26 protein-coding genes are annotated in these 18,744 nt (G+C 62.5%); 9 read left to right on the forward strand and 17 right to left on the reverse strand.

Features of this window, described 5'->3' with window-relative positions; all coding sequences use genetic code 11:
* Positions 1-4: 4 nt before the first annotated feature.
* The 6 genes from LO787_RS24810 to LO787_RS24835 form a co-directional block, all read right to left on the reverse strand.
* Positions 5-334: a hypothetical protein gene (locus tag LO787_RS24810; RefSeq protein ID WP_232493625.1), complete on the reverse strand. Its 330-nt coding sequence runs from the start codon at positions 332-334 to the stop codon at positions 5-7.
* Positions 331-507 (reverse strand): hypothetical protein, encoded by a 177-nt coding sequence (locus tag LO787_RS24815; protein WP_232493626.1) that lies wholly within the window; start codon positions 505-507, stop codon positions 331-333. Before LO787_RS24815 ends, LO787_RS24810 begins: the two co-directional genes overlap by 4 nt.
* Before the next feature lie 188 nt (positions 508-695).
* Positions 696-950 carry a hypothetical protein gene (locus LO787_RS24820; RefSeq protein ID WP_232493627.1) on the reverse strand — a complete coding sequence of 85 codons (255 nt, stop codon included), beginning with the start codon at positions 948-950 and terminating at the stop codon, positions 696-698.
* A gap of 2 nt (positions 951-952) precedes the next feature.
* Complete coding sequence (locus LO787_RS24825) at positions 953-1,177, reverse strand: hypothetical protein (RefSeq protein ID WP_232493628.1); 225 nt, start codon at positions 1,175-1,177, stop codon at positions 953-955.
* Position 1,178: 1 nt separating this feature from the next.
* A complete protein-coding gene (locus tag LO787_RS24830) occupies positions 1,179-1,592 on the reverse strand; it encodes a hypothetical protein (RefSeq protein WP_232493629.1) in 414 nt (137 codons plus the stop codon).
* Positions 1,592-2,236 carry a hypothetical protein gene (locus LO787_RS24835; RefSeq protein ID WP_232493630.1) on the reverse strand — a complete coding sequence of 215 codons (645 nt, stop codon included), beginning with the start codon at positions 2,234-2,236 and terminating at the stop codon, positions 1,592-1,594. The genes LO787_RS24830 and LO787_RS24835 overlap by 1 nt, the downstream gene beginning before the upstream one ends.
* Before the next feature lie 168 nt (positions 2,237-2,404).
* Between LO787_RS24835 and LO787_RS24840 the strand changes: the two genes are divergently transcribed.
* Positions 2,405-2,644, forward strand: a complete 240-nt coding sequence (locus LO787_RS24840) for a helix-turn-helix domain-containing protein (protein WP_255700823.1) — start codon at positions 2,405-2,407, stop codon at positions 2,642-2,644.
* Between the two features lie 37 nt (positions 2,645-2,681).
* Here the strand turns inward: LO787_RS24840 and LO787_RS24845 are convergent, their stop codons facing one another.
* Entirely contained in the window at positions 2,682-3,671 is a 990-nt protein-coding gene (locus tag LO787_RS24845) for a PGN_0703 family putative restriction endonuclease (RefSeq protein ID WP_232493632.1), read from the reverse strand.
* Between the two features lie 103 nt (positions 3,672-3,774).
* Between LO787_RS24845 and LO787_RS24850 the strand changes: the two genes are divergently transcribed.
* Positions 3,775-4,731 (forward strand): hypothetical protein, encoded by a 957-nt coding sequence (locus LO787_RS24850; protein WP_232493633.1) that lies wholly within the window; start codon positions 3,775-3,777, stop codon positions 4,729-4,731.
* A 139-nt stretch (positions 4,732-4,870) separates the two neighbouring features.
* Here the strand turns inward: LO787_RS24850 and LO787_RS24855 are convergent, their stop codons facing one another.
* From LO787_RS24855 to LO787_RS24865, 3 genes are all read right to left on the reverse strand, one after another.
* Complete coding sequence (locus LO787_RS24855; protein WP_232493634.1) at positions 4,871-5,251, reverse strand: hypothetical protein; 381 nt, start codon at positions 5,249-5,251, stop codon at positions 4,871-4,873.
* Between the two features lie 132 nt (positions 5,252-5,383).
* Positions 5,384-5,659 carry a hypothetical protein gene (locus LO787_RS24860; RefSeq protein ID WP_232493635.1) on the reverse strand — a complete coding sequence of 92 codons (276 nt, stop codon included), beginning with the start codon at positions 5,657-5,659 and terminating at the stop codon, positions 5,384-5,386.
* The gene (locus tag LO787_RS24865; RefSeq protein ID WP_232493636.1) at positions 5,659-5,850 is read right to left on the reverse strand and encodes a helix-turn-helix domain-containing protein; all 192 of its coding nucleotides are present in this window, start codon (positions 5,848-5,850) and stop codon (positions 5,659-5,661) included. Before LO787_RS24865 ends, LO787_RS24860 begins: the two co-directional genes overlap by 1 nt.
* Positions 5,851-6,161: 311 nt before the next feature.
* Here LO787_RS24865 and LO787_RS24870 point away from each other — a divergent pair, with 311 nt between their 5' ends.
* From LO787_RS24870 to LO787_RS24895, 6 genes are all read left to right on the forward strand, one after another.
* Positions 6,162-6,908, forward strand: a complete 747-nt coding sequence (locus LO787_RS24870; protein WP_232493637.1) for a hypothetical protein — start codon at positions 6,162-6,164, stop codon at positions 6,906-6,908.
* A gap of 6 nt (positions 6,909-6,914) precedes the next feature.
* Positions 6,915-8,051 (forward strand): hypothetical protein, encoded by a 1,137-nt coding sequence (locus tag LO787_RS24875; RefSeq protein ID WP_232493638.1) that lies wholly within the window; start codon positions 6,915-6,917, stop codon positions 8,049-8,051.
* Positions 8,051-11,872, forward strand: coding sequence for a thermonuclease family protein (locus tag LO787_RS24880; protein WP_232493639.1), 3,822 nt, complete (start codon positions 8,051-8,053; stop codon positions 11,870-11,872). The genes LO787_RS24875 and LO787_RS24880 overlap by 1 nt, the downstream gene beginning before the upstream one ends.
* Before the next feature lie 5 nt (positions 11,873-11,877).
* Positions 11,878-12,354, forward strand: a complete 477-nt coding sequence (locus tag LO787_RS24885; RefSeq protein WP_232493640.1) for a DUF5681 domain-containing protein — start codon at positions 11,878-11,880, stop codon at positions 12,352-12,354.
* Positions 12,351-12,539, forward strand: coding sequence for a hypothetical protein (locus tag LO787_RS24890; RefSeq protein ID WP_232493641.1), 189 nt, complete (start codon positions 12,351-12,353; stop codon positions 12,537-12,539). The genes LO787_RS24885 and LO787_RS24890 overlap by 4 nt, the downstream gene beginning before the upstream one ends.
* A gap of 61 nt (positions 12,540-12,600) precedes the next feature.
* The gene (locus LO787_RS24895) at positions 12,601-12,774 is read left to right on the forward strand and encodes a hypothetical protein (RefSeq protein ID WP_232493642.1); all 174 of its coding nucleotides are present in this window, start codon (positions 12,601-12,603) and stop codon (positions 12,772-12,774) included.
* Between the two features lie 17 nt (positions 12,775-12,791).
* Here LO787_RS24895 and LO787_RS24900 read toward each other — a convergent pair whose 3' ends face one another.
* Complete coding sequence (locus LO787_RS24900; protein WP_232493643.1) at positions 12,792-13,376, reverse strand: hypothetical protein; 585 nt, start codon at positions 13,374-13,376, stop codon at positions 12,792-12,794.
* Positions 13,377-13,605: 229 nt separating this feature from the next.
* On the opposite strand from LO787_RS24900, the gene LO787_RS24905 reads away from it, so the two are divergent.
* On the forward strand, positions 13,606-14,433 hold the full coding sequence (locus tag LO787_RS24905) for a hypothetical protein (protein WP_232493644.1): 828 nt from the start codon (positions 13,606-13,608) through the stop codon (positions 14,431-14,433).
* 257 nt (positions 14,434-14,690) lie between these two features.
* On the opposite strand, the gene LO787_RS24910 is transcribed toward LO787_RS24905, so the two are convergent.
* The 6 genes from LO787_RS24910 to LO787_RS24935 form a co-directional block, all read right to left on the reverse strand.
* A complete protein-coding gene (locus LO787_RS24910) occupies positions 14,691-16,244 on the reverse strand; it encodes a hypothetical protein (protein ID WP_232493645.1) in 1,554 nt (517 codons plus the stop codon).
* Positions 16,241-17,161: a DUF7146 domain-containing protein gene (locus tag LO787_RS24915; protein WP_232493646.1), complete on the reverse strand. Its 921-nt coding sequence runs from the start codon at positions 17,159-17,161 to the stop codon at positions 16,241-16,243. Before LO787_RS24915 ends, LO787_RS24910 begins: the two co-directional genes overlap by 4 nt.
* Positions 17,158-17,610 carry a hypothetical protein gene (locus tag LO787_RS24920; RefSeq protein ID WP_232493647.1) on the reverse strand — a complete coding sequence of 151 codons (453 nt, stop codon included), beginning with the start codon at positions 17,608-17,610 and terminating at the stop codon, positions 17,158-17,160. The genes LO787_RS24915 and LO787_RS24920 overlap by 4 nt, the downstream gene beginning before the upstream one ends.
* Entirely contained in the window at positions 17,607-17,930 is a 324-nt protein-coding gene (locus LO787_RS24925) for a hypothetical protein (protein WP_232493648.1), read from the reverse strand. Before LO787_RS24925 ends, LO787_RS24920 begins: the two co-directional genes overlap by 4 nt.
* Positions 17,927-18,127 carry a hypothetical protein gene (locus LO787_RS24930; protein ID WP_232493649.1) on the reverse strand — a complete coding sequence of 67 codons (201 nt, stop codon included), beginning with the start codon at positions 18,125-18,127 and terminating at the stop codon, positions 17,927-17,929. The genes LO787_RS24925 and LO787_RS24930 overlap by 4 nt, the downstream gene beginning before the upstream one ends.
* Positions 18,128-18,338: 211 nt before the next feature.
* A complete protein-coding gene (locus tag LO787_RS24935) occupies positions 18,339-18,506 on the reverse strand; it encodes a helix-turn-helix domain-containing protein (RefSeq protein ID WP_232493650.1) in 168 nt (55 codons plus the stop codon).
* Between the last annotated feature and the right edge of the window lie 238 nt (positions 18,507-18,744).

An 18,744-nucleotide genomic window follows, 5' to 3' on the forward strand; every position in this document is an offset into this window, starting at 1 on the left:
TCGCTCAGTTGAGACCTCGCTTTCGGATACTGGCCCCCGATGTCCCCAAGGCCAGCCAGCCGTTTTCGGTGCGCCGCCCTAGCCGTCGAACTGCCCGCATGATCCGAGCGTCGCCCCCGTGCGTTGTCCGGGCGACAAGGTAGGCCCGCCCGGCGCGGAGGTATTCGTCTGCTTCGGCCACAGAGCCATGCGTAAAGGCGCGAGGTAGCCCGCCGCCCTCGGTAAGTTCGCCGTCAGGAGTGATGATGATACGGCCGCCCGCCAGAATGAAGTCACGGATGGCCTGGGTCGTTGCGCTGCCTGACGGGCGGCATTGTTCGGTCTTCATACTCATCTCAGTTCTCCTTCACCCGCAGGGCGCCGGGGATCGGGGCACTGCGAAGGTATCAGCTCGCCCGAGAAGGCGACGATCCGGTAGGCTACGATGTTGTGCTTCCAACTGGTGGCGCGCCCGGTCCAGAAGCTCTCGTGCCAGAACTTGGCGTATTCGGCGTCGCGGCCGGTCAATACGAGACCGCCCCGCATACACGTTTCGACGAGCGTCATTGGATAGAACGGGAAGGGCTGCCCTACAGGATGAACGATCCACCCGTCGGGCCGGATACGCACTCTCGGTTTGCAGCGGCGACGCGGCGCCCAAAGCTCTGGCTGCTCGCCCTTCCGATCGAACAGGCGACGGAGGAATAGGGGCGCCTTCACACGCCTTCCTCCTGATCGCCGCCCCAATACAGCCGCCCGTGGCGATAGACGGGAGCACAGCCGTCATCGCCAGCGAGGCAGACATCCTCCTCAGGCTCCAGATCGTGGTCGCCGTCCCGGTGGTCCAGTTCGTCGATCAGTCGCTCGATCACGTCCTCCAGTTCACCTCGCGAAAGCAGCGGGATCGACTGAGACAGCAAGCCGAGCGGTAGAGGGCGTAGGCCCGCCGTGGTGATAGTCAGAAGCGCCATGGTCAGCCCTCCACCATCTTGGCTGAGCTGAGGTGCTCCGCGAGTTGCTGGCGGTCGGCGTTCGAGAGACCGACAACCATGGAGAACGTCTCCGCGCGGTCGGCGTGAGTGCGCGTGCCAGGTGAGGGCCAGAGGTGGAGGTGATCGTCGGCGAGGACGTAGGCGCCGCCAGCTTCCTTGAAGCGGGCCATCCAGACGGCGGCGTCGAATGCGAGTTGGGTCGCCATGTTACGCCTCCTCGCCGCAGAGCCGGGCTTGATCGGCAGCAATTGCCGCATCCCATGCGGGATAGCCGCCATCGAACTTCTGCCAGCTGATCTTTTCCCTGAGGTCCGTCTTTGTCGGGGCGGGCACATCCATCAGATCAGCCACAGCGGCAACCAACGCTCTATGGCGACGATCTCCCTCGTTCCTCATGTCGGCTGTGAGGGTTCCGTATCTTCCTGCATAAGCCCGCTCCGACATCGCGATGTCGCGATACTGTTTGGCAATGCTCAGCTTCAGCCAGACCGGGTGCCACGCCGCTTTCATATCCTTCTTGAGCAGGCGGCGGAATTTGTCGCTGTCAGCTACCTCTGTGCCATCAGGAAGTGGGGCAAGCAGCTGCTCAGTGAAGCGCGAAAGGTCGAATTGAGCGGACATCAGACCGGCCTCCCGTTCACGCGGGCAAGGTCCGCAGCGACGGCATTGAGAAGCTCGGTGAGCAGGCCGCCGTCGCCTTCGGTCTCACGCTGGAGGAGCGCGATCTTCTCGCTGACCAACGCAGTGTCGGAAAGTGGAAACTCGACGGCGGTTGCCCAGGTTGCTCCGCAGCCCTCGACGGCGGCCTCCCATTCGACCTGAACCTGCTGCTTCCGTTCCAGCAGCGAGACACGTTCCGGCCTTGCCTCCCACGCTTCGACGGCACGGCAGAATGCCGCATATTCGGGAGTGCCGCCGATGCGGCTCACGACATATTCGCTCTTGTAGTCGCCTCGGCTCACATCGACGGTCGATGCGTATGACGCCATCGTTACAGGGCCGTGGGTGAAGCCTTCCGCAGTGTACTCGATGGTCGCGGTCGGCGCGGTCTTCTTGTCCGCGAACATTTCCGCTTCCCACTCGCTGAAGCGCTTTCCGAGCACAGCAGCGTGATCGACGGCGGCCAGATAAGCGGCCTTTGCACGCTCCCAGCCAAGGAGGTCGGCGCTGGTCGGCGCAGCACTGGCAGGGGCGGTGAGCAACGCGCTCGCGGCGATGACAGGCGTAGCTTTCAACAGCGCACGCCGAGTGGTAGTGACGGTCATAGTCGTCTCCTTGATTATGCAAGGTTGCGATTAGGTCGGGCTCGGTGGTTGCCGCCTCCTAGCTCGACCATTACCAACTGTGGGTAACGGTTTTCGTTATCCTCTACCAGTTTGCACCTGTCAACGGTTTTCGTTATGGTTGCTGAAAGCCGTTAGGAGCACGCGATTTTGCTTACGCCCGCAACCTGCCGCGCCGCACGGGGGCTAGTAGGTCTGTCCCAAGCGGACTTGGCGAAACTGGCAAAGGTCGGTGAATCGACCGTTCGGAATTACGAAGCCGGTCGCTCCGTTCCGGTAGCAAATAACCTCGATGCCATTGCTGCCGTGCTGGCGAATCATGGGGCGGTGCTTATTGCCGGAGGAGAAACTTCTGAACTAGGCGGGGCAGGCGTCAGGCTTGCCGAATGAAGGCCCCCGGCCTGTGATGAGGCCGGGGGGCCTCGCTTCAACCCTCCAGTTCAGCCGGAATGCCCTCCGCGATCACCTCGTCGATGTATTCCCACGCGCAGTAGCGGTGGCGCAGATCATCGGCGTAGTCCTCGTCGCCGTTGCTGCGCATCAGGCCGATGAACGCTTCGAGGTTCAAGGTGGAGAAACTAGCCTTGCCTTCGGTCGGGTCTGCAAGCTGCCCGGCATATCGCTGACAGGCCCGCTGCATCGGCGTGTTCAGTTCGGGCAGGATCACCACGAACCGCCCTTCGGCGTAGTCGCCGCGCATGATCGCCGACTGAAGCAGGACATGCTCGCGCATGAGTTGCTGGATCGGGCGCTTGCGCAGTTCGGGCGCCATGGGGTCGATGAACAGGCCCGCCGCTGGCATCAGATCGGCGTACCGCTTCCGAAGCTCCTTGATGGGCTCCCAGCCGCTCTCGCTGTACTTCATCTCGATCGCGATGACGCCCTTGGTACCGTCGGCGCGAGCGTAGGTGATGGCCGCATCCCAAGCGGTGTGGTCCTCGGTGAGGTCTGCCGCGCCGCGCCCCGGGGAATGTTCGAACAGCACTGTGTCGGCTGTGGCATCGGCAAGGTCCGGGAACATGGCGCGTAGCATGGCGGTCGCCAGTTCCGGGTCCAGCCGCAGCGGACCGAGGGCATTGAAAACGAGCGGGTGGCTGGAGAGCAGGTTCGTCCACAGGCGCTGCTCGTCCGAGGTTGCCCATGGTTCGCGGTAGGCGTGCTCCAGATAGGCCAGCTTCGAGATCTCCGGCGTCATGAAGTTCCCACCCCGGCGCGCAGCGTAGTCATTGATGCGCGAGCCGAGCCAGCGTTTGTCTCCATTCGGTGAGACGTGGCGACCGGGACGAAGCTCGCGGCCACTACGCCAGAGGCTCTGCAACAGGCGCGCGCAGGAGCGGAAGCGGGTGTCGTTCGGCTCGTTCACCCGAAAGCGCCGCAGGATGGGCTCGGGGACGAGGGGTAGATGGGTTCGGTTCAAGGTGAGTCTCCGTTCAGCCTGCGAGACTTGCAGGCCCGGAAAATTCACGGATGCATGGGAGGTGTTTACGCTTTCCCGACCTTCTGGCGGCTACGCATGCACCATGGATGATGACCTCGCCTCCGATCGCTTCCGCGACCTCCCAGAACGTGAGCAACGGCTGGCTGCCTTGAGGCGCGACGGGATCGAGCCGATCGATCGACAGGGGAGGCCTCGCGTGGTGCTTGGGGACGGCCCCGAATCGCGCCTGGCGCTTAGCACTGCGCATGTTCGCCACGTGCGCCAGCAGCCTATCTCAGACCATCTGACGCTGGCCGAATGGAAGCGCATGTATCTTGCCGTGGCGACCGCCAACTATCGCGGCTGGATGCTCAACACCTTTGTCACGGTCTCTTGGGAATTGAGCGGCGTCCAGCACCCGCCATATATCAAATCGCTGCATGATCGCTTCACTGACCTGATGCGGCGATGGTGCCGCGACGTGACAACAGCCCTGCAGAAGTCCCCCGACACCCGGCTGTCACAGCAGGAGGTTCCATTCGCTGGGATATGGGTCCGGGAGGTAGGCGAGCGCATGGGGCTGCACACTCACTTGCTCGTGCATGTGCCGCCGCCGCTGTTCCAACGGTTCCGGCGCGGGGCACGCCGCGCGGCCCACACTCTCACCGAAACGCCGATGCCGGATCCTCGTAAGGGCCCCACGGGGAAGCATCTCGTGCGCATCCAGCCGCTCGGTGATGTTGCCGATCAATGGCGGGTGTTCCGGTACATGATGAAGGGGTTAGATCGTGAGGTGCTGCCACCCACCATGCATCCTGACTTTCGCCAGTTTCTCACCGGCGAGTTCCCATTGCTGAAGTCGGTGCCGCAAGGGCGCATCGAAGGGGCAAGGTGCGGCGCATCCCGGTCTATCGGGCCAGCAGCAAGGGACGAGCTTCGGCGGACCATCGGATTGCCGCCGCTGTGGCCCGAGGACTTCGACCCACAAGGCCTGCACTATGGAGCAAATTACCTGAATCAGGGCGAGTTGGCGCGAAGTCTGAGGCAAATTACGATCTGACCTCCGCCAACCGGCTCCCTGCCATTTCCGGAAGAAAATCACATAACCGGAGATTTTCGTATAAAAACCGGATACTCTATGACCCTATCCCATTGGAAGTCCATCCAATCTCATCCGACTGTCGCGTCATACTCCACCATTACCAAACCTCCCCTCTCCCCTCCATGATCTGGGCGCGCCGAGCATCCGTCATCAGCAAGTCGCCAGGGACGTAGGCGGGGTCTGCTGCCACAAAGGTACTGAATCCGGCCTCGCGAACAATGTGCTCCAGCGCGCGACGCTCGACCCACCATTCGCCTGCAACGAAAGCCCCATCGAGTAGCCCGCATTCGATCCATGCACGCACGGAGGCACCGTAGGGTCTGGGCAACCAGCTCAGCCGCAGGTCGAATGGTAGCGGGGGCCAGCAGCCCTCCGGATCAATACTGATGTCGGCAGGCGGTGCCGGAAGCTCGAATTGATTATCTAGAAAATCCAATGGTTCTCTCCCCGGAAAGGCAAAGATTTCTGAAACCTGCAAGACAGGTAGACGATGGATGGAGGTAGAAGTGGCGATTGCATCGCATCGGCGAAGCGTGGGGAGAGCCTGATCGCGAAGGTAAACCATGCGCAAGGCGCTGGATACGTCATCGGACGGCAACTCCCCCAGCGTTCAGAGCGGGAAAGCGATGATGGTGCCGCTTACCCAGATGCCGGATTCACGCCCCCAGCGCTCGACTGCTTCGCGAAATAGGCGAAGGCCGGATTTGCGCTTGAGGTCGTCGTCCCGGTTCCAAGTCCCGGCGTCGGGCCAGACGTTGAAGGGACCGACCTTGAGTTGCAGGCTTGAGGTGCGTCGCACATTGAGGCCATGGTCGGTGCACCAGGCGGCCAGGGTCTTCATCTGCGGGCTGGCATCGTCGAGAGGGAGCGAGCGGCGCTTGGGCATCAACGCTCTCCCAAGGAAGGGTGAGACGCTAGCCAGCGTTCGGCTCCTTCCATCGGTATGAGGGTACGGCCACCAACCTTTTTGGCGGGCAGGGCTCCTTTGCCTATCTCCTCGTAGATCTTGGTGCGTCCGATGCGCGCCCATTGCCGAAATTCGTTGATCGTCAGCATGGCAGGCTTGATTGGCGACATTGCGGTTCCTCCGTCGTTGAGGTCGCATATCGAAGTCTGCCAGTAGTAAGATCAGGCGGTACCGCCCCCACTTCCCGGAGCGTTGCAGGTGTCGCGGAAATCGCGAATGCGGGGCGCGGGTGGCGAGGCGGTTTTGTATCCTTTTCTTATACAAATGCTTTGCCGCGCAGTGCCAGCGATGCTAGACAGTTTCGGCCGGAGTTGATCTTCAACTCGACCGTTTCAGCGGCCGGTCAAAGGCAACAGACAACGCTCTCATCGCAACCTGCGCGAGATTGTCTGTGGCCGATCCAAACTTCTCTCATAGCGTCATGCATCTGCGGCTCCCGGCCGCCTTGAGCGATAGCGTCTCTGATGGCGCGGCATCGCTGGGCATGTCGCGGCCCGAATATGTTCGCCACGCTCTCCGTGCGGCGACTGAAGGCGCCGCATCTGTTCGCTCAGTGCCTTACAGTCCTGATCCGATCTTCATGGCGATGCTCTTTGGGCCGGACTACAAGGCACCGCCTCAAGACATATCCATCCCGGCTAAGTTGCATGACCGTCTGATCGGGGCTGCTAAGCGCCGTGGACTGCCATTTGCCACATTTCTGCATCAGGGTTTGTCGGCGCTCGCCAATGAGCCTGCGGAGATCCGGGACGATCACGCGGATGACGATCTGCTGGCCTTTGTGGTTGCGGGTAATGTGGGCGCCATCCTTGAACTCGCGCAGCGCACCTATGACGCGCCTTTGTCCGAGGGTGTCAGCCGGGCTGAGCAACTGGCGGTGGTCCTTTTGCTGGTCCAGCTTGCCGCGATCCACCCCAACGCCACGCCGACGCAGCGCCTTCTGAGCATTCGAAGGCTAGGCGCAGCGCAGTATTTCAAGGCCTTGGATGCCGAGGAGAGAGGCGCGAACGCTTACGCTCACGAGATGGCGGCGAACGGCATGGCTAATCTCGACCGCGCTGCCGACCAGGGCGACGAAGAAAGTGCCGAACTAATTTCCATCCTTGCGTCCGACGGGCCGTCATCGGTGCCCCAGCGTGCTCGCCAAATCCGCCAGAAGAAGGATTGATCTGACATGGCCCCCAATCCCTACGGCATCGAACAGGTGAGCATCCCCGAACTTATTGGCATGCATCAGGGCCTCAAGCGCCAGCGCCTGTCCGATCTGTACATGCAGCGCCAGATGGATCGGCAGGACCGCGCCGATCAGAAAGAGATGGAAATCGAGGACGCATATCGCGCGGCGATCAGGAAGCGTCCTCCACCTTCTACCGGGATTGGAATCACGCAGGGTCTACGCAAGCTCTCCAGTTTGCCTGAGCTTGCTGGAACGGGTGGCGCGATCCCGGCTCCTGTGCAGGACACTGCCGGTCCGGCGGCGTCGGTGGAGTCTGCTTCTCTCGCTTCGGCACCTCAGGGCGCCTTACCGATTGAAGCACCGCGTCCGGCGATGCCCGACGTTCCCACCCCGCCGTCCTACCTCCTTCCCGACGCGGAACACTCGGATGATGGTATCGACTTCTCGCCAGGCTTGTCCTTAAACCGCGAGGGCCTCGACAAGTTGGCCGATCTGGATCCCAAGGGGGCCTACACCCTTCTGCAGATGGATGATGAAGCGCGTGCCAGAGCATTTTCCCGAGTTTCTGAACACGTTCGCTTCGTAGGACAGATTGTCGGCGCGGTTCGGAGCGCGCCCGAGGCGCAGCGGCCTGCGCTCTATCAGCAAATTCGCGACGATCTTGCCTCCAGGGGCATTCAGGGATTGCCGGAACGGTGGAGTGAGGAGGAAGCTGAAACTCAGCAGCGCATGGCTTTGACGGCTATGCAGGCGTTTCAGGATGGCAGGGCAGAACGACGGCTCGAACAGGACGTTGCCGATGACGAAGCTGACAACGAGCGAGCGGACCGCAACACGGCCAGCCTCATTTCCGGCCGTGATGCCCGTCGGGGCCTGATTGCTCGCGGCCAGAATCTGACTGATGCACGCGGACGTCGCGGGCAGGATATTGCATCGACTGATCGTCGCCGAGGGCAGGACATCACTGACGCTCGACTTCGAGATACGGGCAGCAAGCACGGAAGCCGAAGTGCTCCGGCGGTGCCGTCGCGCCCCACTGGCACAGGCGGGCAGAAATTCAGCCGTACTGCCACTGACCCCAGCACCGGCAAACAGGTCGGTTGGGACGGTTCTCGCTGGGTGCCGATCAACTGATGGCCAGCAATCCGCTTCCTCCTCCGGGCTTTGATCTGGATGATGCTCCGGCTCCGCCGCCGGGGTTTCAATTCGATTCTCCGGCTTCCAAGCCCTCTGCCGCGCCGTCGCTATCCGGCGACATCATCGTGCGTTCGGTGGATGGCGACACGGCAAAGCTCTCCTCCGGGCAGAACCTGAGGCTGTGGGGCGTCGATGCGCCCGAACTGTCGCAGCAGGGCTGGGATCGATCGGGGCGCGCCGTCCCGATCGGGCAACAGTCACGTGACGCCTTCGGTGGCTTGCTCACCGAAGGGCCGCACACGATCGGTTCCCCTGTCGGCATGTCCTTTCGCCGTCCTGTCGCGCCTATCGACATCGGCGGGAAGGATGCCGGGCTCACGCTGGCGAAGAATGGCAACGCGCTTGCCGCTCCCGATTACCTTGCCGCAGATCCCCAGCGCCGGTTCGAGTACATGCAGGCCGAACGCTTGGCGCGCCTCAACGGCCTCGGCATCCACGACACGAAATTCCAGTCCCCCGCCGACTATCGCAAGGAGCCTCTTCCTGCGCCATCCCGCGAAACCGTAGCGCAGTGGTGGGATACGCCGACGCCGATGGCCGGGATGCGCCCCGAGGTCGAGCAGGCTTTCCTTGGCATGGTCAACGACCCCAAGGTTTCGGTCGAGCAGGTCGTGCGTTTCTCCAAGGAGAATGGCTTCATCACCGATCCCGCCGATGTGAAACGCGCACGTGAGCAGATCGAGAAGACCGGGCTCGCCGCGACCGTCGGCTACCAGAATTACGTCCGCCCATTGACCGATCAGGGCGACGGCGCGCTCGGTGCATTCGTTCGGGGCGGCGGCAGCGGCATTCTTGCCAGCGGCCTCGATGAGGCTGGTGCCGTCGTGGACACGCTTGGCGGCACTGATGGTCGAGAGAGCATCTGGAACAGCGACCGCCGGTTTGCCGACATCTGGTCCAACAACCAGCAGCAGAACGCCTCGATCCTAGGCTTCGACGAATACGAACATCCCTATGCCACCACTGCTGGCGAGATCGCAGGCGGCTTGGCTGTCCCGTTTGGTGCTGAGGCGAAGACCGCTGCCGAACTGGCGCGCGTTGGCGCGATCTATGGTGGCGCCACTGGCTTTCTGGGCACCGAAGGTTCTGCGAGTGAACGTGCGCTTGGCGCTGCGGTGGGTGCTCCTGCCGGTGCTGTCCTTGGCGTGGCCGGTGGGAAACTGCTGGAGTATGCCGCTCCCCGCGTCGGTAGGCTCGCACGCCGCGTGCTCGGACGCGCATCCGATGACATGCCCGCCGCAGGAGGTGCCGTGGATGACTTGGTGGCCGGCGTCGAACAGGATGTCGCGCCGCCTCCGCCCGGATTCAAACTAGATGACGCGCCGATTCCCATGGCTGCGGAGCCAACGCCGTCGATCTCGCAGGAGGTGCGTCAGCTTGACTACCTTGCGATGGATCGGCCGCAGCCGATGGGCCAGCCTCTCACCGAGGCCCAGGTGCAGGCTCGCGCCAGCGACATACAGCCGCGCGATGTGCTGCCGACTGCCGCGAGCGAGGAATGGCCCACTGCTCCCGACTTTGCGGGCAACATCAACCTCGGCAAGCTGGATACCCCGCAGGACATCTCCCGCGCGCTGAAAACCGTTGACCGCGAGATCGGCTTTGATGCCGCCAAGCGCGGCCGGGTGACTCAGGAAGAGACGGCGCGGCTCGCCGCTGATCTCAACATGACGCCCGAAACGCTGATGGCTCGTCGCAAGGGGCAGGCGTTCAACGCCGAGGAAGCCTTGGCCGCCCGTCAGATACTCGCCAAGTCGGGCAATGAATTGGTGAACGCCGCGAAGCGCATCCAGGGCATGGACAGCCCCGGCGATGAACTGCTGGCCGAGTTTCGCCAGAAGCTCGTGCGGCACGTCGCCATCCAGGAGCAGGTCGCAGGCGCAACGGCGGAAGCCGGGCGGGCGCTGGCGCAGTTCCGCATGATGGCCGACAGCCGAGCCGTGCGCGGCAACGTGCTTTCCGCGATGGTGCGTGGCGGTGGTGGCAAGGACACGCTTCAGGACGTGGCGAACGTCATTCTCGATGCGCAGGAACTGGAGCCGGGCAAGTTCAACGCGCTCATCGACAAGGCGCTCAAGCCGACGTGGAAGAACAAGCTGACCGAGCTGTACGTCAACTTCCTGCTGTCCTTCCCCCAGACGCACGCGGTCAACATCACTTCCAACACGTTGACGGCGCTCGCGCAGGTGCCGGAACATGCGGCGGCAGCGGCTATCGGCAAGGCCCGTCAGGTACTCCCCCGCGCCAACTTGGACCGCATCACCGGCACTGAGGTCGGACAGCGCATGTTCGGCCTGGTACAGGGCGCAAAGGAAGGCGCAAGGCTGTTCTCGCAGGCCTTGCGTACCGGCGAGCCTGCCGACTTCATCAGCAAGGTCGAGGGACAGGAGTACAAGGCCATCCCCGGTATCGCGGGTGAGATTGTCCGGACGCCGACCCGCCTGCTGACGGCGGAGGACGAGTTCTTCAAGGGCATCGCCCGCCGAATGGAACTCAACGGCATCGCGGCTCGGATGGCTCACAAGGAGGGGTTGCGGGGTGCCGATGCCGCCAACCGCATCGCCGATCTGGTAGCGAACCCCACGAACGGGATGCTGCATGCTGCAGAGGATTACGGGCGCTACGTCACGTTTCAGTCGAAGCTTGGGCCATTTGCCCAGGGCGTCTCGAACATGGCGAACAGCAGCATCGTCACGAAGTTTTTCCTGCCGTTCATCCGCACACCCACGAATCTGCTCAAGTTCGCGACGGAGCGCTCCCCGGCCGCCCCGCTGCTGGCTGAATGGCGCAAGGACTACGTGGCTGGCGGTGCGCGCCGCGACCTCGCAATGGCAAAGATGCTGGTAGGGACCGGGTTTGGTGCGGCAATGTATGAAGCGGCTCGCAGCGGCATGATTACCGGCGCCGCCCCGTCGGACCCCAAGAAGACCCGGCTACTCTATGCCGATGGCTGGAAACCCTACAGCGTCAAGGTCGGCGATACCTACTACAGCTATGCCCGCCTCGATCCCTTCTCGTCCACGATCGGCGTGGCGGCCGATATGGCGACCCTGCCCGAAGGCATGAGCGATCGGCAGAAGGAGGACAAGGCTACGCTGCTTGTTGCGTCGATCCTCGGGAACCTCGCCAACAAGACCTGGCTCTCCGGCGCGACTGGCTTCGTGGAAGCCCTGAGCGACCCCGAGCGCAATGCCGACAACATGATGCAGCGCCTTGTCGGCTCGCTGCTGGTGCCCAACATCGTCGCAGGCACCGCGCGCACGCTCGATCCGACCCAGCGTGAAGTCGAGACGATGGGCGAGGCCCTGAAGGCCCGCATCCCCGGCATGCGTGAAACCCTGCTCCCCCGGCGCGACATCTGGGGCAAGGAGATCAGGAGCGAAGGCGGTATTGGCCCGGACTTCCTTTCGCCCTCGGCAGTCAGCACCGCGCTCAATGATCCGGTCAACAAGGCGCTGCTCCAGCTCAGCTATGCGCCGGGCTATCCGTCGAAGAGGATCGGCGACCGTGAACTGACGCCGCAGGAGTACGATCGCTACGTGGCGATGGCCGGTCAGTCCTCGCACCAGGCGATGACCGCGCTCGTATCGACGCCGCAGTGGGGCGAGATGGACCACGAAGCCAAGGAGGATGCAGCCGCGAAGGTCGTGAAGCAGGCTCGCCAAGCTGCCCGAGCAGAACTGTTCCGCGGTTTTCCTCCTTCAGGTGTGAGGGCCGATCCGCCGCCGCCCGGTTTCAGTCTGGATGCTCGCCGATGAGTGACATGGGGGAAGATCATCCCAATGAGTCCGAACATGGAAATGCAGGCGAAAAGCAGGAGGCGCGCCATGCAGACGGCAGGTTCGCACCTGGCACCTCGGGCAATCCAGCTGGCAAGAAACCTGGGACACGGCACCGTGCCACTCGTGCCATAGAAGAAATGCTGGCGGGTGAGCACGACAAGCTGACCAGAAAGGCGATCGACATGGCCCTTGCCGGTGACACCACCGCGATGCGCCTGTGTCTCGATCGCATTGCGCCCCCTCGCAAGGACGCCCCGATCACGTTCGACCTCCCGCCCATCAAGACGGCGGCGGATACCGTCTCGGCGTCCTGTGCGCTGTTGCAGGCGGTTTCGGAGGGCGAGGTGACACCGGACGAGGCCGGGCGCGTCATGGCGCTTCTCACCGCCCATAAGTCGCTGGTGGAGGTCGGTGATCTGGAAGCACGCATCGCAGCACTGGAGGAGAAGCAGGCATGAACCTCGAACGTCGGATCTCCAAACTGGAGACATCCCTATCATCGTCCGGTGTGGTCACGGTGTTGGTCTACGCCGGGGAGACTTTGGACGAAGCCCGAGAGCGTCATCTGGCGGACGGCGGGGCTGATCCCATCACCGCAGCACTGTCGGTCTGGATCGATAAGCCTGGACGCCGATCCCATTGAAGAAACGGCTGTCTGGATCAGCCTCGAATTAATTTTGTCAGGCACCCCTTGGAGATTGAAAATGAGCACATCCAACATTCATCGCCGGGTAGAAAAGCTGGAAGCCGGGCGGCCACAGCTCGAGCGGGTTGACCGCATCGAGCTACATGGTGTGCAGCCCGGAGGCGGCATCGGCCCAATATTCGCTGCCACATTCGAAGCTGGCCGATGGTCGAAGTTCCAGCCCGAAATCTGACCTATCTGTTATCCATGTCAGCGGCATTTCTCCGCTAGCTTTTCGATGACGCTGTCCCGGCTCAGTAGATAATCCTCGGCATATATACGCCCGGTTTGCCCATTATCGGGGTATACCACATCTTTGAACCCATAGCCGCGATCGTAACCAACCAACGTTTCGCCTTCCGCTGGATCGTGCCCCCTGTACCACTCCAAAAGGTAATAGCCCCTTGGCCCGTCGGCCACGAAGTAATCGCAACCTTCCGGGCGGTACACGACCGTCACAACAGCAGATGGCTTACTTGGCGTGATGTGAGCCCCCAACGGCCTGGATGCCTGCAAGGCAACGACATCCAATGACTTGCCCTCGATCACGAGAACACCTCGGGAGGGGCAGATGACGACCTCGGGCTGATATTCGTACAGGTACTCGTATTCGTTCTGCACCTGCCAGAGTGAGCCATCATCCAGTTTGATCACTTCGTCATGGTTCCCCATGAAGGGGGATGGCGCCATTACCGTCGCCTCGTAGCAGTCGGTGGCCTTTGCACTGGACGGAGCAAATGCCTGCATCGCGAATGACGCGACGAGCGACAGTAGGAACGACAAATATCCGCGCATGAAAAGCCCCCGCTTCGCAGACTACATAGCACCCCTGAGGCGTCCAAGCTCAAGACCAATTTGCGGGTAGTACGGGTAGATACGGGTAGTCTCCCAACCTAACGCGGGGATTTGTCAGTGACAAAATACATATAGAGGCTGGGAAACTACCCGTATCTACCCGTACTACCCGCATTGACTTGGTGGGGAAGGTTGGCAGGTTCTGCGATGCGTAAATGGGGGAACCACGGTGCAAGCGCCTGCAATTCTTGAATTTGAACTATCGTCCGGAAAGAATGCTGACGCGATCATCGCTGCCCGGGCCCTCATCGAGTGGGCGGAGGCCATCAAAGCCGCGGCGCGGGTGATCGATCCATCAGGCGACGTTTCCATCGATCTGATCAGCGCGGAACCGGCATGCCTGAGGTTCTCAGCTGTCCTGAATTTCATTGAGCAGAATGTTTTGGCTCCCGTTGCTGAAAAGCTGGAGCCGTATCCACGCATCAAACAGATTTTGGCACTGAATGTTCTGATCCTGCCGGGCGCAATCATCGGAGGTATCGCGGTTAATGCATTCAGCGATGACCCCGACGTTGCAGAGAAGCAGCGCCAGGTCGCTGAATCACCGGCAGTCCAAGGGCACGTCGAGAGCTTCTACAAAATCGTGCATTCGGATCCGGCTATCAAGCGTGTGGTCGTTCGAGAGACGCGAGACGGCCCGCCGGTGATGTCAGTTAATCAATCGGAGTTTGCTGAGCGAAGCGGGCTATGGGCTATGGAAGAGGATGCTCCCAGCGAACGCGAGGGCGGGGGCGTTTGGAACGTGATCGTGACTCGACCCGTCGCGATTGCGAAGCCTTACGCCTGGGGTTTCATGCGCGACGGTCTGCCATTCCGGGCGAAGATGGTGGACGAGCAGTTTCTTGAGGCAATGAAATTGGGCACCTTGCCAATCACTCTTCAAGAAGGCGTCACCATGGAGGTGCGGGTGTCCTATCGCGAGCGCCTAGAAGGACAGCTCTGGATCCCCGTCCCCGGTACTTACAAAATCGTTCAGGTATTGAACCCCAAGCCTTAGGGGCTTCCGGATTGCCGCAGCAGCGCGAGAGAGAGAAGCCCAACGACCGCTACAACCCCAGCCGTCGGGACGGGCCATTGAGTGGCGCACCAAGTTACGATACCGCCCAATATGGCGCTAATCCCGATCACTACCGGGTCGCGGATCGCGGCAGCAATGAGCTTCATGAACATGGTCGGGCCTCAGCTATGGGAATCGCACGCCATATCTAATGACGCAAGGATGAGTTGCCCGGCCCAACTTCGCGACGCGCCACTCTATCCCACCCGCACCACCGCCCAAGTCTTCTGCTTGGCACTCTTATCATACCCGTCAACAATCTTAAGGCCATCTATCACCCGGCCCTTATGCCGACCTAGCCAGATTCCGAGCGCCTTCGCGTTGATCTCCCCCGGCCTTCCCTGCGCGACATCGAGCAGCGCCTGATAGAGGTCGCTGTGAGTGCGGTTCTCGAACATGCGCTCATCGGTCGTGGCGATCACTTTCCCGATCGTTCGCTCGGCTGAACTGATAGCGTTATGCCAAGACGCCAAGACGGCGCGGAGGCCAGAAGTGGTAGGATCATCGGCGCGGGCCGTCTCCATCGTCTTCACCGGATCAGGCTTTCCCAGCCACACAAGCGCCGAGCGCACGATTCGGCTCCAGTCCTCGAAGGACGCAAGCGCCGGAAGCTGATCGGGGTAGCCAGCCGCCGCATAGGCACGGGCCACGACCAGTGCCGCCGCCACGTACTTCCCGCGATCGGAGAGCACCTGATCCATGGGGCTTTTCTTGAACTGCCGCAGTTCCGGGCGTTCCATGTTGGGATCGAGCGAGCACAACACCACGCGGCGCGTCATATCGCCGACAAGGTGGATGTTGTTGCCCGTGGCGAAGGTTGTAGCCCGGCTCTCGATCCGCATGAGCTTTGAAGATCCCAGCACGCGTGGCTCGACGATGGGACGCTCGATCATCTGACACAGAAAGTCCCCTCCAAGATCGCCATTCACGTTGTCGATCGAGATGATGGCCTGCCCGCCCAAGAGAGCCGACACCAAGCGCTTTTCGGTTTCGGCCTCATCACGTCCAGCAGCCATCACGGGCGCGCGCTGCCCGATGCTGATGGCCGCCGCGAGGTCGATGATGTAGCTCTTGCCTGAGCCTGCTACTGGCGCGCTGGTGACGTGCATGGGGGCAACCTGCATCGCGCCGCGCACAACCGGCGTGATGAGGCCCGAGAGGGCCACCGAGCGGCTTGCCTCATCGACGAACGGGAACTCGTCCAGCAGCGCGTTGAGGAATGCCAGGGCCTTCAAGGCATCTGCGCGGGTAGGCTGCTCGGGGATCGCAGGAAGACGTGGCGGGTCCATGAGCAGAAGCTGCGTCTGGGCATCGTAGCCGGGCGTCGAAAGGATCGTGCCGTCCGGGCGCAGCGTCGGTGTCGTGATGACCCCGGCCAGCCTCGGGAACTGCCATTCGCCATCGCGGGAAAGGATCGTCGCGGCGACGGGCCGGGGCGGGTCGGTGATGACCATGCGCTTCTTGCGGGCGTCGAACCTCTCCCAGTCTGCCTCGCGGGAAAGGTGATCGACCAGGGTATCTGCCGTGACTTCAGCCAAGCGCGCGACCTTTGTCTTGTGGCCATGAGCGGCAGGCAACTCATCGACGATCGGGCGTACGAGACCGCCACGCACATAGAGCGGAGAACCGGCGCCGATCAGCGCGCGCTCTCCCTCCGATGCCATGAGGTGCAATTCGCCAGCGCGCACAGTGATGAGCGGGCGGGGCGGGTTTGATACGACGGCGATATTCGAATTCGGACGTGCGCTCATTTCCCGAGCCTCCCCATCAGCTCGGCATTGAAATCCTTGGCCCCTACCGGGAAGATCGCGCGGCTGCTGATCCCGCGCGTCCGGTAGGCATCAATTGCAGAATCGGCCCCGGTGCGGCCCGCCTCGTCGGAATCGCCGCCGACGGTCACGTGGGACACCAGCGAGGGGAAACGCATCTTCGGCATGTTGCCCGCGCCTGCCGCCACCCAAACGGCACGGCCCATCTCCTGCTGGAGCGTCAGACCATCTTCGAGCCCTTCGCAGACCATCAGGTCGCACGCCGCAGGTGCAAGACGGACGGCGCCGCCTGAGATCCGGCCGAGCGAGAGCTTTGGCTTGCGGACGTTCGCCTTTCCGCGCCCGTCGGCTGCAAGGTAGGTCCGCTGGATGCCGCACAGGCGGTTGTCAGCCCCGGTGATGACGGCGATCAGGCAGGGATGCTTCTGGCCGTGGTTGCCATAGGTCAGCCAAGTGAAGCGGATGGTTTCGGGAATTGCGAGGTCCAGGCCGCGGAACCGCAGATAGGCTTCAGCCAGGGTGCCCGTAGCCGGAGACGCCGCCCGCCAGATGGTGCGGGCTTCCTCGATTCGCTCTTCCTTCGTCCGCTCCGGCGCATCAACGATCGGCTTCACGGCCACGGCAGGCATGTCACCAGCGGCGAGCATGGCGGCAGCTTCGCGGAACTCGATCTGATGCAACTCGCGCAAGAAGTCGATCACGTCGCCGCCCTTGCCGCAGCCGAAACAGTACCAGCGCTTGCCGCCGCTGTAGATCGACAGGCTCGGAGAGCGGTCATTGTGGAACGGGCAGCAACATTTCCACTCGTCGCCAGCGGCATGCAATGGGACCACGGCGCCGATGATCTGCGGGAGCGGGTTCGCTGCGGCCACAGCCGCGACATTGACGAGCATGTTCATGCGCGCCCTCCCTTCACGGTAGCGATGGTCAATGGCCGTCCAGGCGCCAGCTTGCGGATGAGTTCTGCCCACTCGGCCTCGAACTCGGGCTGCGTCTCGATCAGCAGGGCGTTCCTGCGCGCCGTCGATGCGGCGAACGCCATCGCGTCGTAGACTGGCTCCAACGCGGCGCAGGAGATGACTGCGAAGGTGTGCGAGGCGCGGATGATCCGACGGACCGACGGCATGTGGAAACCCGCAGGCCCGAGAGCCTCGTGCAGGTCATCACCGATGATAGTGATGGCCGAGCGCTTCCGATCGACGGGCAGCCGGAATGCCTCGCCGCTCTGGCCGACGAACATGAGCCCCACCTTATAGTCGCGCACCGCTTCGAGGATCGGGACCAGGTGAGGTTCCGCCTCGTCCAGCTTCCGGTCGATGTGGGCGCGGGAGAGCGTCGAATGGATCACTGGGGAGCCCTCCCGAGCTGGAGCACAGCGACCCAAACGATGGCGTTCTTGCCATTGGCATTGCGTCGGCGGGCACCACTGTCCCGGATCAAGCCAAGAGCCCGAAGTTCGGTGGTTCTTGGTTGCAAAGAATCGCGGTGGATGCCGACAGCGGCGACCAATTCGTTCGTCGTCAGGCCTCGGCTACCGGCGGCGCGAATAGCCCGCAGGGCGACGCGCTGGAGATGCCCCACGGACATCTCGATAGCCTCCGCAGCCTCAATGGACGTGTCGATGCCACGATGGCCAGGGGCATGAGGATAGATCGGTTCGTGGATCACGAGCGGTCTCCCTCTGCGAGCTTGGGCAAGCCAGCACGCTCCAGCAGCGTCGCCAGCCATTCGATCTGCGCCGAGGTGAGCGGCTTGGGATCGACGGCAGTCTGACCGAGGAACGAGCCTGCCTTGCGCGTCAGGTGCTGATCGGAGTTTAGCAGAGCGAGCGCGGCGGACTGTGGCGTCGTGAAGGGATCAGCCATGAGCGCCTCCCCATGCGAGGGCGGCGATGGTGCGCGCGCGACCGTCAGGAAGACCGAAGAGGCGAACGAGCCGTTGCGCCTGCTGTCCGATCAGATTATCCTCGTCAGTGCTGCTGTAGAGGAAATTTGTGGGGGCCTGCACCACGCCAATGGTGCGGGCCTTTCGCGTCTTACGGGGCGACGCAGCCCTCGCGGTGGTGCGCACGGCGGTTCACGCGGCCTGATCCACGAGGGCGCGGATGCTGGCAGTCTTCACGAGGGTGCGGCGGCCGACCTTCACGGTTTCCAGCTTTCCCTGTCCGATCAGGTCGTAAATCTTGGTCCGACCGAGGCCGATTGCCTTCTTCGTATCGTCGATAGTGAGGGTGAGGGGTTCCATCTGTCGCTCCTTCGAGCCAGCGAACACTGGCGGGCGACAGCGAATTAACGCTCGATCCGAAGGCAAATCCAAGGAAACGAAATCAAATCTTTTCCAAACCTACTTCCCGTTACCGAGCAAAGCCCTTTGCTGCGCGATAGCGAGCGCCGTCACCTGCGAGATCGCCTAATGGCGACGCGCTTGCCGCGAGGCGCTTTGCAACCTGAATGTGGTAGTTGTACGGTCGATCACCGAGGGT

Source organism: Novosphingobium kaempferiae (genome assembly GCF_021227995.1).
GTDB classification, from domain to species: domain Bacteria; phylum Pseudomonadota; class Alphaproteobacteria; order Sphingomonadales; family Sphingomonadaceae; genus Novosphingobium; species Novosphingobium kaempferiae.